Origin of the sequence: Sinorhizobium terangae (genome assembly GCF_029714365.1) — a bacterium.
GTDB lineage: Bacteria > Pseudomonadota > Alphaproteobacteria > Rhizobiales > Rhizobiaceae > Sinorhizobium > Sinorhizobium terangae.
In genome coordinates this window covers 2,905,389-2,918,485 of the sequence record NZ_CP121659.1, presented here as the reverse complement: position 1 = coordinate 2,918,485, position 13,097 = coordinate 2,905,389, and the positions used below count along the sequence as shown (strand labels likewise).

12 protein-coding genes are annotated in these 13,097 nt (G+C 61.9%); 7 read left to right on the top strand and 5 right to left on the bottom strand.

What is annotated here, in order from left to right:
• Nucleotides 1-124 precede the first annotated feature (124 nt).
• Nucleotides 125-958: an MBL fold metallo-hydrolase gene (locus QA637_RS13945; RefSeq protein WP_153436398.1), complete on the top strand. Its 834-nt coding sequence runs from the start codon at nucleotides 125-127 to the stop codon at nucleotides 956-958.
• A 137-nt stretch (nucleotides 959-1,095) separates the two neighbouring features.
• Nucleotides 1,096-1,842, top strand: a complete 747-nt coding sequence (locus tag QA637_RS13940) for a YebC/PmpR family DNA-binding transcriptional regulator (RefSeq protein ID WP_153436397.1) — start codon at nucleotides 1,096-1,098, stop codon at nucleotides 1,840-1,842.
• Nucleotides 1,843-1,934: 92 nt separating this feature from the next.
• On the opposite strand, the gene QA637_RS13935 is transcribed toward QA637_RS13940, so the two are convergent.
• Nucleotides 1,935-2,936: an LLM class flavin-dependent oxidoreductase gene (locus tag QA637_RS13935; protein ID WP_153436396.1), complete on the bottom strand. Its 1,002-nt coding sequence runs from the start codon at nucleotides 2,934-2,936 to the stop codon at nucleotides 1,935-1,937.
• 169 nt (nucleotides 2,937-3,105) lie between these two features.
• Between QA637_RS13935 and ruvC the strand changes: the two genes are divergently transcribed.
• The 4 genes from ruvC (at nucleotide 3,106) to QA637_RS13915 (ending at nucleotide 6,612) form a co-directional block, all read left to right on the top strand.
• Nucleotides 3,106-3,618: a crossover junction endodeoxyribonuclease RuvC gene (ruvC, locus tag QA637_RS13930; RefSeq protein WP_283061852.1), complete on the top strand. Its 513-nt coding sequence runs from the start codon at nucleotides 3,106-3,108 to the stop codon at nucleotides 3,616-3,618.
• 259 nt (nucleotides 3,619-3,877) lie between these two features.
• Nucleotides 3,878-4,495 carry a Holliday junction branch migration protein RuvA gene (gene ruvA / locus QA637_RS13925; protein WP_153436394.1) on the top strand — a complete coding sequence of 206 codons (618 nt, stop codon included), beginning with the start codon at nucleotides 3,878-3,880 and terminating at the stop codon, nucleotides 4,493-4,495.
• Between the two features lie 171 nt (nucleotides 4,496-4,666).
• Complete coding sequence (gene ruvB, locus QA637_RS13920) at nucleotides 4,667-5,707, top strand: Holliday junction branch migration DNA helicase RuvB (protein WP_153436393.1); 1,041 nt, start codon at nucleotides 4,667-4,669, stop codon at nucleotides 5,705-5,707.
• 2 nt (nucleotides 5,708-5,709) lie between these two features.
• Nucleotides 5,710-6,612 carry a metallophosphoesterase gene (locus tag QA637_RS13915; protein WP_153436392.1) on the top strand — a complete coding sequence of 301 codons (903 nt, stop codon included), beginning with the start codon at nucleotides 5,710-5,712 and terminating at the stop codon, nucleotides 6,610-6,612.
• Between the two features lie 238 nt (nucleotides 6,613-6,850).
• On the opposite strand, the gene QA637_RS13910 is transcribed toward QA637_RS13915, so the two are convergent.
• From QA637_RS13910 to QA637_RS13900, 3 genes are read right to left on the bottom strand one after another with little or no spacing between them, the layout of a single operon-like run.
• Nucleotides 6,851-7,780, bottom strand: a complete 930-nt coding sequence (locus QA637_RS13910; RefSeq protein WP_153436549.1) for an NAD-dependent epimerase/dehydratase family protein — start codon at nucleotides 7,778-7,780, stop codon at nucleotides 6,851-6,853.
• Nucleotides 7,777-8,655 carry a glycosyltransferase gene (locus QA637_RS13905; RefSeq protein ID WP_153436548.1) on the bottom strand — a complete coding sequence of 293 codons (879 nt, stop codon included), beginning with the start codon at nucleotides 8,653-8,655 and terminating at the stop codon, nucleotides 7,777-7,779. Before QA637_RS13905 ends, QA637_RS13910 begins: the two co-directional genes overlap by 4 nt.
• A complete protein-coding gene (locus QA637_RS13900) occupies nucleotides 8,652-9,872 on the bottom strand; it encodes an NAD-dependent epimerase/dehydratase family protein (RefSeq protein WP_153436547.1) in 1,221 nt (406 codons plus the stop codon). Before QA637_RS13900 ends, QA637_RS13905 begins: the two co-directional genes overlap by 4 nt.
• A 130-nt stretch (nucleotides 9,873-10,002) precedes the next feature.
• Here QA637_RS13900 and ybgC point away from each other — a divergent pair, with 130 nt between their 5' ends.
• Nucleotides 10,003-10,470: a tol-pal system-associated acyl-CoA thioesterase gene (gene ybgC, locus QA637_RS13895; RefSeq protein ID WP_153436546.1), complete on the top strand. Its 468-nt coding sequence runs from the start codon at nucleotides 10,003-10,005 to the stop codon at nucleotides 10,468-10,470.
• Nucleotides 10,471-10,499: 29 nt separating this feature from the next.
• Here the strand turns inward: ybgC and ligD are convergent, their stop codons facing one another.
• Nucleotides 10,500-13,097 carry a DNA ligase D gene (gene ligD / locus QA637_RS13890; RefSeq protein WP_283061850.1) on the bottom strand — a complete coding sequence of 866 codons (2,598 nt, stop codon included), beginning with the start codon at nucleotides 13,095-13,097 and terminating at the stop codon, nucleotides 10,500-10,502.

Sequence of the window (13,097 nt, the reverse complement as noted above, 5' to 3'; positions counted from 1 at the left end):
TGACTTTAGATCTTATCGACCTGAAGTCATCGTGATCGATTCTAAGGAGTTAGAGCGGGATGCGGGCGGAAAACCGCGTACACTTTTCCTCATCCCGCCCTAAAACGCGTGTGAGAGGTGAAGGATGCTGCTCCGATACCTTGCCTACACTCTGGCTGCCATCTGGCTGATCCATACGTTCTGGCCCGAACATGCGCATGCGCAGCAGCCTTCACCGCCGGTGAGCCAATGCCAGGCGATAGCCGAAGCCACGCCAAAGGCGACATTCGCCAGCTTCACGGTTCCGGGGACAATGCCGGCGAGTGCGGCCGACAGCGAAGTCAATATAACCTACCTCGGCCACTCGACGTTCCTGATCGAAACGCCAGGCGGAATTTCGATCGCCACCGACTACAACGGCTGGTTCCGGCCCCCTGCACCGCCGACTGTGGTCACGATGAACAAGGCCCATTCCAGCCACTATACTTTGACGCCGGACCCCGCCATCCAGCACGTCCTGCATGGCTGGGGCGATAATGGCAAGCCGGCCGACCATGATCTCGTCGTTGGCGACGCCTATATCCGCAATGTCACGACGGACATACGTTCCGGCTACGGAGGCATGGAGCACAACGGCAATTCGATCTTTATCTTCGAGGTTGCCGGCCTCTGCATCGGCCATCTCGGCCACCTGCATTACGAACTCGACGACAGCCATTACCGCCAGATCGGCCGGCTCGACGTGCTGATGGTCCCGGTCGATGGCGGCCTGACGATGGGCGCCGAGAGCATGAGCCGCGTCGTATCCCGTCTGCGCGCCGCGCTGATCCTGCCAATGCACCGGCCGCCGTTGATCAACGACTTTCTGGCGATGTTCGGCGACGACTACGACAAGAGCTTTGCCACGGAGTCAAGCGTGAAGGTGTCGCTGCGCTCCCTGCCGAGCAAGCCCCTGATCTATGTTCTCCTCGGCGGTTGAGCTGCCCACCGCGGCGATCCGCGCTCTGACGGCGGCGGATTTCCGCGCATTGAAAACACGCGGCCCTGCTGGACGGGGCCCGGCAATGAAACTATAAGGCGCCCCATCTCAATAAATTCATGCATGCAGAGGGCGCCATGGCTGGCCATTCACAGTTCAAGAACATCATGCACCGCAAGGGCCGTCAGGATGCGGTGCGCTCGAAAATGTTTTCCAAGCTCGCGCGCGAAATCACCGTCGCGGCAAAGTCGGGCATGCCTGACCCGGCGATGAACCCGCGCCTCAGGCTGGCGATCCAGAACGCCAAGGCGCAGTCGATGCCGAAGGACAACATCGAGCGGGCGATTAAGAAGGCGTCGGGCGGCGATGCGGAGAACTATGAGGAAGTCCGTTACGAGGGCTACGGCCCGGGCGGCGTCGCCGTCATCGTCGAGGCGCTGACCGACAATCGCAACCGCACCGCCTCCAATGTCCGCTCGACCTTCACCAAAGCCGGCGGCGCACTTGGCGAGACCGGCTCGGTTTCATTCTCCTTCGATCGCGTCGGCGAAATCACCTACAAGCTTTCCGCCGGCGATGCAGACAAGGTCATGGAAGCGGCGATCGAAGCGGGCGCCGACGATGTGACGACGGACGAAGACGGTCACACGATCATTTGCAGCTTCGAGAATATCGGCGAGGTGTCGAAGGCCCTCGAAGAGGTTCTTGGCGAGGCGGAAACCGTCAAGGCGATCTGGAAGGCGCAGAACACCGTGCCGGTGGACGAGGAAAAGGCGCAGTCGCTGATGAAGCTGATCGATAACCTCGAAGACGACGATGACGTTCAGAACGTCTATTCGAACTTCGAAGTTTCCGATGAGGTTCTTGCCAGGCTTTCGGCCTGAGTTTTCTTTTGATCTGACGAAAACGACCCGCGCTCCGAGTGGAACGCGGGTTTTTTGTTTCAGCATGGCTTCGCTGCCGACGAAACCTTTGCTCACTCTGCGGCCGCAAGATCCCCCTGCGCCTCGCCAAACAGCTTCAAGGAATGCAGCCGCGCCTCCATGTCGAAGATCGGCATGGAAATGATCAGCTCGTCGGCCCTGGTCTGCTCAAGGAAGGTCTGAATTTTCCTGCGAATCGTCTCGGGACTACCGACGACCGCGTAGGTCATGGCGTGATCGACGAAGATCTTTTCGTCGTCGCTCCAGAGCCCATCCATGGATTTGACCGGCGGCGGAAAGCGGCCGCGCGCGTTGCGGCGGAGTGCCACGAAGGACTGCTGCATGGAGGTGAAGAGGTAATTTGCCTCCTCGTCGGTATCGGCGGCGACGCCCATCACGCCGACCATCACGTGCGGTTTTTCGAGACCGGCCGATGGCGTGAAGCGCTCGCGGTAGATTTCGAGAGCGGTGAGCAGCATGTCGGGGGCGAAATGCGAGGCGAAAGCGAAGGGGAGGCCGAGCATGCCGGCAAGGTGAGCGCTGAAGTGGCTGGAACCGAGCAGCCAGATCGGCACATTGGTATCGGCGCCGGGGACGGCGATGATCCTCTGGTCTTCGGTGACGGGGCCGAGCAGCGCCTGGAGCTCCACGACATCATTCGGAAAATTGTTGGCGCTCGCCTCCATGTTGCGGCGGAGCGCCTGTGCCGTCCTCATGTCGGTGCCGGGCGCACGACCGAGGCCAAGGTCGATGCGGCCCGGATAGAGCGCGGCGAGCGTGCCGAATTGCTCGGCGATGACGAGGGGCGAATGATTGGGCAGCATGATTCCGCCCGAGCCGACGCGGATCGATCGTGTCGCCGCCGCCACGTGGGAGATGACCAGCGAGGTCGCCGCGCTCGCAATTCCCTTCATTCCGTGATGTTCGGCCAGCCAGAAGCGCTTGTAACCGTTCTCCTCGGCGGCGATCGCCAGCCGACGCGAGTTTTCGAGCGACTGGGCGACGCTGCCGCCCTCGGTAATCGGCGACAGGTCGAGAATGGAGAAGGGAATCATGGCGAGGCCTTCAATTAAGAGAAATTGATCGATCGCAATGTAGGTTCAAGTTTCTTAAAGCCAATAGTGCGCAAGCCTTTTTCACGACACCGCCGGGCATTCCTGTGTAATGTTTTTGTTTTGTTCACTTTTTGCTGGCAGCGTTAGGCTGACCGACATAGGGTGAGGCATGCAGAATACGATTCGCATCATCGGCATCGATCCGGGCCTTCGGCGCACCGGCTGGGGCATTATCGAGACGCTGGGTAACTCGTTGCGTTTCGTGGCCTCAGGCACGGTGATTTCGGATGGCGAGATGGATCTTGCGTCACGTCTCTGCCAATTGCACGACGGGCTTGCCGATGTCGTCCACAGCTACCAGCCGCGCGAAGCCGCCGTCGAGCAGACCTTCGTCAACAAGGACGCGACAGCGACGCTGAAGCTCGGCCAGGCACGAGGGATTGCCATGCTGGTTCCGGCGCGTGCCGGTCTCAGAGTAGCGGAATATGCGCCGAATGCGGTGAAGAAGGCGGTGATCGGCGTCGGCCATGGCGAGAAGCAGCAGATCCACATGATGCTGAAAGTGCTGATGCCGAAGGTTCAGTTCAAGGGCAACGATGCCGCCGACGCGCTCGCCATCGCCATCTGCCATGCGCACAACCGGCAGGCGGTGACGAGTCGCCTTGCGGCGCTTGCGGGGTAGTCGTGGAAGGGACGGTTGCGATGGGTCACCCCCTCTGGCCTGCCGGCCATCTCCCCACAAGGGGGGGAGAGTACGTGCCGCTTACCCCTCGCTTCGACCGAAACAGGTCAGCAAGCGGAAAGCTCCGGTGGAGGCACGGATGGTGCCGCATCTGGTCTCCCCCTTGTGGGGGAGATGGCCGGCAGGCCAGAGGGGGTAGGATGGATGATGACCTACCAGGGAATCTTCAGGTTCAGGGACGCAGAGAGACGGAAGCCAGATGATCGGTAAGCTCAAGGGCACCATAGACGAGATTGGCGAAGATCACGTGATTCTGGACGTCCACGGAGTCGGATACGTCGCCCATTGTTCGGTGCGGACACTGGCAAAGCTCGGGCGGGCCGGGGAGGCAGCGGTCCTCTTCATCGAGACCTATGTGCGTGAAGATCAATTGAAGCTCTTCGGCTTCATGAGTGCGCTGGAGCGCGAGTGGTTCCGGCTGCTTCAGAGCGTTCAGGGCGTGGGCTCCAAGGTCGCATTGGCCGTGCTTTCGACGTTGACGCCCGGCGAGCTGGCCAACGCCATAGCCTTGCAGGACAAAACGTCGATTTCCCGAGCACCGGGTGTCGGGCCAAAAGTGGCCGTTCGTATCGTCACCGAACTCAGGAACAAGGCTCCGGCTTTTGCCGGCGAGATGACCCCGTCGATCGGCCTGAAGCAGGAACTCGGCGAAGGCGTTGCGCCGGCGCCGGTTTCCGATGCGGTCTCGGCGCTCACCAATCTCGGCTATTCGCGCGATCAGGCGGCAAACGCTGTCGCGGCTGCATTGAAGAATGGGGGAGAGGACGCCGACAGCGCCAAACTCATCCGCCTGGGCCTGAAGGAACTCTCCCGGTGAATGGCAGGCCTTTCTGCAGCCACAATGACATCGGAGTACATGGATCGCGAGCCGACCTTGCTGGATCGGCTGCCGCGCTCCCGGTATGGTTGAGCGTCGCAGCCGTCGGGACGGCCGGCTTTGCCGTCAGCTTTCCCATGACCGCGGTTCAGCCCGAATGGATGTTTTGAGATGAGTGAAGCCGCACGCCTGATTGCGCCGGAGAAGCGGGGCGAGGATCTTGACGCGACCCTGCGTCCGCAATCGCTCGACGAATTCACCGGACAGGCGGAAGCGCGCGCCAATCTCAAGATCTTCATCGAGGCCGCGCGCAATCGTGGCGAGGCGCTCGACCACGTGCTTTTCGTCGGCCCTCCGGGGCTCGGCAAAACGACGCTTGCCCAGATCATGGCAAAGGAGCTCGGCGTCAATTTTCGCTCGACGTCCGGACCGGTGATCGCCAAGGCCGGTGACCTTGCGGCGCTGCTCACCAATCTCGAAGAACGCGACGTGCTGTTCATCGACGAAATCCACCGTCTGAACCCCGCGGTCGAGGAAATCCTCTATCCGGCGATGGAGGATTTCCAGCTCGACCTCATCATCGGCGAGGGACCGGCGGCACGCTCTGTGAAGATCGACCTGTCGAAGTTCACGCTGGTGGCGGCAACGACGCGCCTCGGCCTCCTGACGACGCCGTTGCGCGACCGCTTCGGTATTCCGGTTCGTCTCAATTTTTACACGGTCGAGGAGCTGGAGCTGATCGTCCGGCGTGGCGCTCGGCTGATGGGCCTCGGCATGACCGACGAAGGGGCGCGCGAAATTGCTCGCCGCGCCCGCGGCACGCCGCGCATCGCCGGCCGGCTCCTGCGCCGGGTGCGTGACTTCGCCGAAGTGGCGCGGGTCGAGGCGGTGACGCGGGAGCTTGCCGACGAGGCGCTGACGCGGTTGCTGGTCGACAATATGGGGCTCGACCAGCTTGACCGTCGCTATCTGACCATGATTGCCCAGAATTTCGGTGGCGGTCCGGTGGGCATTGACACGATTGCGGCGGGTCTTTCGGAACCGCGCGATGCGATCGAGGATATTATTGAACCCTATCTGATCCAGCAGGGCTTCATACAGCGCACGCCACGCGGCCGGGTGCTGACGGCGAACGCCTGGAAACATCTCGGGCTCAACCCGCCGAAGGATATCGAGGCGACGCAATTCCGCCTGACGCTCGAGGACGAATGAGGATGATCACCCGTCGCGATTTCATGAAATTCATCGGCGGCAGTTTCACGAGCTTTGCGGCGCTCGGCAGCTATGCCTTTGCCTTCGAGCCGTTGGCCCGGCTCAACGTGACCCGTTACGCGCTGACGCCGACCGGCTGGACGCCCGGGTTGAAGCTGCGCATCGTGGCACTCGCCGACATCCATGCCTGCGAACCCTGGATGTCCGCGAGCCGCATCGCCTCGATCTGTCGGCAGGCGAACGATCTCGGTGGCGACATTACTGTGTTGCTCGGCGACTATGCGGCCGGCATGAACTTCGTGACCCGCTACGTTCATTCCAGCGAGTGGTCCAAGGCGCTGGCGACGCTGTCGGCGCCGCTCGGCGTTCATGCCATCATGGGCAATCACGACTGGTGGGAAGACAAGACCGCGCAGAGAAATGGCAGCGGACCGACCTTCGGACACAGGGCGCTCCAGGACGTCGGCATCAAGGTCTACAGCAACCAGGCGGTCCGGCTGGAGAAGGATGGTCAGGGCTTCTGGCTGGCAGGCCTCGAGGACCAGCGCGCCTTGATTGCGGGTAAGAAGTGGAAACGCAAACACATGCAGGGGCTCGATGATCTCGACGGCACGCTTGCGCAAGTCAGCGACACCGCTCCGGCCATCCTGCTGGCGCATGAGCCGGACATTTTTCCCCGCGTGCCGTCGCGTGTGGCGCTGACGTTGTCGGGCCATACCCATGGCGGCCAGGTACGGTTTCTCGGCCACGCTCCGATGGTGCCGTCGAGCTACGGCGACCGCTATGCCTACGGACACGTGATCGAGGATGATCGCCACCTGATCGTCTCCGGCGGCCTCGGTTGCTCGCTCGCGCCGATCCGTTTCGGCGTGCCGCCGGAGATTGTTGTTGTCGACATAGGGTAGGTGGCGTCCGCGTTTCTCGATTGGGTTCGCCCCTCATCTGGCTGCCGCCGCTTTCTCCCCGGAGGCGGGCGAAGGGACTCGCGGGCCAACCCTCTCATCCTACAGCGTCGTGCGTCCTTTGGGACGCACAAAGGACGCTGTAACTCTTTGATTCCACGCATTGTGCTTTCCGAAAATCGGGCCCGATTTTCGGGCCGATGCGCTAACACCGCTTGCGGGGAGAGGATTATTCCTCGAGTTAAACGCGACGAGAGGGGCAATCGCCGGCGTTCGAGGTCCCGTATCCCGCCAACCCCCGGGTCGTCGCGGCTAGCCGGTCCTTTCCGCCGGGCGCCCAGCCGAGCGCGCGCAGATTGTCGGTGGACATTGCGTTGAAAGCGGCCATCTCCGCCACGGGCGGTAACGGATGGGAGCAACCGGTTGCCTTCTGCAGAATGGAGAGGATTTCACGGTTGTCGGTGAGCACGTCTGAGACGTTGAAGACTTTGCCGGAGACCTTGGTGGTCTCCGCCTCCAACACAAGCCTCACAGCCTGAGCTACGTCGTCGCCGTGCACTTCCGTACCGGCGCGTGGCGGAACCGCTTTGCCAGCGAGATAGTCGGCGAACAGGCTGCTCCATTTGTGTTTCCGCCCGGGACCCGCCGGCCCGTAGACGCCGGTCACGCGCAGGCTGGTCGTGGCGAAGCTGTGGCCGGTCATCGATTTCAAGGCGTCTTCGCCGGCTAGTTTTACCATGCCGTAGAGCGTGTCGGGCATCGCCGGCGACGTCTCGTCGACAAGGGGCGGCGCCGTTTCGCCGTAGACGGCACGGCTCGACAGAAACACACAGCGGCGAACCCCGGCCGCGCGTGCCTCATCGAAAAGGCGGACCGAGCCGTCGAGGTTGGCGCGCCGGAAGCCCTCCGGATCCGCGCCTTCGCCGCCACGATACTTGCCCTCGACATGCTCGAAGGCGGCGTGTACGAAATAATAGATGTCGTCGAATGCCGTGATCTGGTTCGCATCCGGGTCGAGGCGGAGGGGAACATAGGCTACCGGCTGCGAGAAGAACCCGGTGGCCGGAGGCATGCGACCGCCGACTGCAGCCTTGTAGCCGTGGGCGATGAGGTGCTCGACGATGAACCGGCCGACGAAGCCGGTGCCGCCGGAAACAAGGACGCGAGTCATGGGGTCAGGGCGCCGGGTTGTGGCGGATTGTCGAGCGTGTGGAGGTCCGGAATATTCTCGCCAGTCAGGTAGGCGTGCCAGAGCTCGATCAGCGGCCGAAGAGCGTCGGCGCGCGGGTGATCCGCCTCCCACGGCTTCTCATACTGGTAATGCAATACGCCGATCGAGCGCCAGTCCCAGAGCGCCGGCAGATTGAACCAGACATATTGCAGCATGTTCATCGTCACCGGCAGGCCGTGCCAGTCGGGAAAGTAGCTCTGCAGGAATGTCTGGTCGGTACGGGGCCAGAAGGCCCCCGGCGCGTCCAGAACCGCAAGCATCCTGTCGAACGTCTCGACCGACGGTTCCGCGACGAAGACGCCGGAATTCAGTCGGTGAAAATCGCCGAGGCTCTCGTAGACGTTCGGCGCGGCGGAAAATTCCGGGTAGCGGAAGAGCTTGTCGATGTTACGCAGGACGATCGCATCGGCGTCGATGAAGACGCAGCGCTCGTATTCGACGAGCTGCCAGAGCCGGAGCTTGCAGAAATTGTCGAGCGGCGAGTGGAATTCGGGTTTCCGGCCCTTGGTGAAGGGCACCTTCTCGTGGACGTTGCGGCGCGCATGGCGGGCGTTGAAGTCGTCGGAAAGGGGCAGGAGCTCCGTTTCGACGAGGCGGCAATCGAATTGCGTGAGCGGCTCGAGCGCGGCGGCATCCACCCCGCCGGTGTAGAGCACGACGATATCTGCGGGCGTTCGGGTAAGCCGGATCGACCGCAGCAGTGCGCGTGCGCCGAGCACATACTCGGCATTGGTGACGAGCGTCACGAAGGCGTGGCGGGCGGCAGGAGGCGAGGAGGGGCGGAGCCCCCCCGGCTGGGGCGTCGCAGGGGTCATGAAACGGATTTCAGTCGCTTGCCTTCCGGATCGTGATTGATCAAGGGTGCAATGTCCTTCGTCCAGGCGGAGACAGCCGGGACACGCGAACGATCGACGCGGTAGGCGAATTTCTTTGCCACATCGACGATTTCCGAAAGCAGGCCGTCCTGAAGGCGGATCGGATCGAGGCCCAGCGCCAGGAATTTCTCGTTATGAACCACCAGGTCGTTCTCGGCGGCCTCCTTGCGGGGATTGGGCAGCCAGGCGATTCTGGAGTCGGTCATGGCGGCGATCATTTCGGCGAGATCACGGACGCGATGCGTCTCGGTCATCTGGTTGAAAATCTCGACACGGCTGCCGCGCGCAGGCGGATTGTTGAGCGCGAGCTCGATGCAGCGGACCGAATCCTGGATATGGATGAAGGCGCGGGTCTGGCCGCCGGTGCCGTGAACCGTCAGTGGGTAGCCGATTGCTGCCTGGATCAGGAAGCGGTTGAGCACCGTGCCGTAATCGCCGTCATAGTCGAAACGGTTGATGAGCTGCTGATGCCGGCGCGTCTGTTCGGTGTGCGTGCCCCAGACGATGCCCTGGTGCAGGTCGGTGATCCGGAGACCATCGTTCTTGGCGTAGAACTGGAAAAGAAGCTGATCGAGGCACTTGGTCATGTGGTAGATCGAGCCGGGATTGGACGGATAAAGAATCTCCTGGCTCACCGTCTCGCCATCCGTCGTTTCGATCCCGACCGGCAGATAGCCCTCGGGGATCGCCGCGCCGACGGTCGAATAACCATAGACGCCCATTGTACCGAGATGCACGAGGTGAGCGTCGAGGCTCAATTCCACCAGCGCATTGAGGAGGTTGTGGGTGGCGTTGACGTTGTTGTTGACCGTGTAGTTCTTGTGCCGGTCGCTCTTCATCGAATAGGGCGCGGCGCGCTGCTCGGCGAAATGGACGATCGCATCCGGCCGGTGCTCGGCAAGCCAGTTCTTGAGGAGTTCGTAGTCGCGGGCGAGGTCGATCAGGTTGAAGTGGATGCGCCGGCCCGTCTCGGCATGCCAGATGCGGGTGCGCTCCTGGATGGAGTCCATCGGGGTCAGCGACTGCACGCCGAGCTCCGTATCGATCCAGCGGCGGGAAAGGTTGTCGAGAATATGGATGTCGTGGCCCGCATCGGATAGATGCAGCGCGGTAGGCCAGCCGACGAAACCATCACCGCCGAGGATTGCAATCTTCATGCACGGTTCTCCTGATCGCGAAGAAGGACATGGTGAGGTGATAGGATAGGATTGTGACAAAGCTGCAATGCTTGCAAATGGCTTTTTGTTCCTGCACAGGAAAAGAAGAATCCTCCCGGAGAATGAGACGATGTCACTAATTTCGCTCGCGGGCGAACTGACCGAGAACGGCCACCGACTCGTGCAGCGGGTCTATTACGAGGACACCGATTTTTCCGGCGTCGTCTATCATGCGCGCTACCTGCATTTCATGGAGCGGGCCAGAACCGACTATCTGCGGCTGCTCGGCGTCGAGCAGGCATCGCTTGCCATAGAAGGCGATACGGAAGGCCTCGTCTTCGTCGTTCACCGCATGGAGATCGACTTCAAGTTGCCGGCGCGCATGGACGACATCCTGACGATCGAGACGACGACCGAGAAGGCGGGTGGTGCCAAAATGGTGCTGCAGCAGGAGGTCCGTCGCGACGGCACCCTGCTGATCGCCGCCAAGGTCATCATCGCCGTTATCAACGGGCAGGGCCGACCGCGCCGCTTGCCGGAAGCGCTGGCGATAAAGTTCCTCGCCGCAGGGCACAAGATTCCGACTCGGGTCGAGTGACCCGGCCATGAAGTCTCAGTGGTCGAAGATCAGTCGCCGACCGAACTCAGTATTTTCTTCGTCAGCGACTGCCTGATTTCGCCGATATCCGCCCACGGATCGGTGCCGGATTCGATGCGTTCAAGAATGTCCGGAATGTGGAATGTGTTGGCGGCCTCAAGATCCTCGAGCTCATCCCAGTCGACCGGTGTCGCAATCGGCCCGCCCTCCCGGGCGCGGGTGGAGTAGGGGCAAATCGCCGTTGCGCCGCGGTCGTTCCTGAGCCAGTCGATGAAGATCCGGCCCTTGCGCTTGGCCTTCGACATGGTGGCGATGAAGTTGTCCGGATCGCGATCTGCGAAACGCTGCGCCATCTCCTTGGCGAACCCCTTGGCCTCGTCCCACTCGGCATGCGGTCGAAGCGGCACAATGACGTGGACACCCTTACCGCCCGTTACCATGGCAACCGTTCTGAGGCCGATATTGGCAAGTTCATCCCTCAGGCTGGCGGCAGCCGCCTTGACGGTGGCGAAGTCGACACTGGGATCCGGGTCGAGATCGAAAACCAGGCGATCGGGCTTTTCCAGCCGGTCGATCGTTGCACCCCAGATGTGAAACTCCAGCGTACCCATTTGCACGGCGGCAACGAGACCTTTCGCATCGCGAACGTACATGTATTTCTCGGTTTCGCCCGACGCCTCCTCGATCGGAACTTCACGAATCTCCTTCGGAAAACCGTCGCTGGCATGTTTCTGATAGAAGCACTGCCGCTGTCCGCCTTGCGGGCAGCGCACCAGCGAAACGGGATGGTTGGCCGCGAAGGGCAGCATCCTGTCCGCAACGACTGCATAGTAGCGGGCAAGGTCGATCTTGGTGACGCCCTGGCCGGCAAAGAGAACGCGGTCCGGATGCGATATGCGGATCCCGAGGATATCGGCATCGCCCTTCGCAGGCGCCACTGTCCGTGCCCTCGTCGCGCGTTTGCCCTTCCCGGTCTCCGCCGCGGCGTCCGTGGGGTTCGGTCTTTCCAGTTTCACGGCTTTGGCCTCCTTGTCCTCGCGCAATCCCTCGAATGAGCCGTGGCGGATATGTCCGTCATGGGTAAGCTCGGTGAAGTCCACCTCTGCCACAAGATCGGGCTTCAGCCAGACGGAATCCCGGTTCCTTTCTTTTGGCACGCTGTCGAACGGTGACGTCTTGCGCTTTCGCCTTGCGAAGGCGGCCGCAAGCTCTTCCATGGTCTTCTGCCCGAAGCCGGTGCCGACGCCGCCGCGGTAGACCAGTTTATCACCCTCGAAGGTGCCGAGAAGGATCGAGGCGAAGGCGCGCCCTTTTTTCGTCGACGGGGTGTAGCCGCCGATGACGAACTCCTGGCGTTTCGTACATTTGACCTTCAGCCAGCTTCGGGTGCGTCCGCTGCGATAGGGAGCATTCGCCTCCTTCGCGATAATCCCTTCCTGTCCGGCCTTGCAAATGGCGGCGAGCACGTGCTCGGCTTTGCCTTGAATATGCTCGCTGTACTGGACGGTCGAGGTGGGGCCGAGCGTGTCGAGCAAGGCTTTCAGCCGTTCCTTTCGCTCGATAAGCGGCTTGCGGCTCAGGTCCTTGCCGTCGAGTTCGACGAGATCGAAAGCGTAAAGCCGTGTGCTGGCGCCGGTCCTCATCGCCCTTTGCAGGGCCGAAAAAGTCGAGCCTTCATCCGACAGCGCCACCACTTCACCGTCGATCAGGGCGGACTTGCAATCAAGCTCTGCAAGTGCGGAGGCAATGGCCGGAAACTTCTCGGTCCAGTCGAGACCATTGCGCGTGTAGCAGCGGACGGTGCCGCCGCCAACAGCAGCCATCAAGCGGTAGCCATCGAACTTGGCTTCGTTCAGCCATTCGTCTCCGGCGGGTACCTTCGTGACCAGGGTTGCAAGCTGCGGTGCCTTGAAGGCGGGCAGCTTTCCGGAGGATTTTCGGGTCGTGGGCTTGCGTCGATTGTCGTTCTTGGCAACCGCGCCGGCCTTGAGATTGGCGGCCGTGCTCTTGTTCGAATGCCAGACCCGCCCCCGCTTTTCGCCCTTGCCTTCAGCAATTTCATCCATGGTGCGGCCGGTACGGACACTCGTCAGGTTGTCTTCAACGAGGCGTTCTCCATCGTCCGAGGCGTCCTTGTCCTTTTCCTTGATCAGCAGCCAGTTTTCGCGCTTCTCATCATCTCGCGGCCGCATGCGCACCAGCGCCCAGCCGCCGCTCATCCGCTTCCCGTGCAATTGAAACGAGAGTTTGCCCTTCTTCAGGCCTTGGGTTGGGTCGTCTTCCGGCTCCCACCAGCCGGTATCCCAAAGCATGACCGTGCCGCCGCCATATTCCTCTTCCGGTATCGTGCCTTCGAAGTCGCCATAGGCCAAGGGATGGTCCTCGGTGCGCACCGCAAGGCGCTTGTCTTCGGGATCGAGGCTAGGGCCGCGCGTTACGGCCCAGCTTTTAAGCACACCCTCCCATTCGAGCCGGAAGTCGTAATGCAAGCGGGTGGCATCGTGTTTCTGGACCAGAAAGCGTTTTCTGCCGGCATGTCCCCGGGCGACGGTTCCCTTGGGCTCGCTCGTCCTCGCAAAGTCGCGGCGTCGGTTGTATTCGGAAAGGGGTTCGTTGCGAGCAGCCAT

What these genes read in the sequence shown, in the direction of transcription:
- QA637_RS13910 (WP_153436549.1), bottom strand. Translation starts at nt 7,780, where the DNA reads ATGACTCGCGTCCTTGTTTCCGGCGGCACCGGCTTCGTCGGCCGGTTC.
- QA637_RS13900 (WP_153436547.1), bottom strand. Translation starts at nt 9,872, where the DNA reads ATGAAGATTGCAATCCTCGGCGGTGATGGTTTCGTCGGCTGGCCTACC.
- QA637_RS13915 (WP_153436392.1), top strand. Translation starts at nt 5,710, where the DNA reads ATGATCACCCGTCGCGATTTCATGAAATTCATCGGCGGCAGTTTCACG.
- QA637_RS13940 (WP_153436397.1), top strand. Translation starts at nt 1,096, where the DNA reads ATGGCTGGCCATTCACAGTTCAAGAACATCATGCACCGCAAGGGCCGT.
- QA637_RS13945 (WP_153436398.1), top strand. Translation starts at nt 125, where the DNA reads ATGCTGCTCCGATACCTTGCCTACACTCTGGCTGCCATCTGGCTGATC.
- QA637_RS13905 (WP_153436548.1), bottom strand. Translation starts at nt 8,655, where the DNA reads ATGACCCCTGCGACGCCCCAGCCGGGGGGGCTCCGCCCCTCCTCGCCT.
- QA637_RS13935 (WP_153436396.1), bottom strand. Translation starts at nt 2,936, where the DNA reads ATGATTCCCTTCTCCATTCTCGACCTGTCGCCGATTACCGAGGGCGGC.
- ruvB (WP_153436393.1), top strand. Translation starts at nt 4,667, where the DNA reads ATGAGTGAAGCCGCACGCCTGATTGCGCCGGAGAAGCGGGGCGAGGAT.
- ruvA (WP_153436394.1), top strand. Translation starts at nt 3,878, where the DNA reads ATGATCGGTAAGCTCAAGGGCACCATAGACGAGATTGGCGAAGATCAC.
- ligD (WP_283061850.1), bottom strand. Translation starts at nt 13,097, where the DNA reads ATGGCTGCTCGCAACGAACCCCTTTCCGAATACAACCGACGCCGCGAC.
- ybgC (WP_153436546.1), top strand. Translation starts at nt 10,003, where the DNA reads ATGTCACTAATTTCGCTCGCGGGCGAACTGACCGAGAACGGCCACCGA.
- ruvC (WP_283061852.1), top strand. Translation starts at nt 3,106, where the DNA reads ATGCAGAATACGATTCGCATCATCGGCATCGATCCGGGCCTTCGGCGC.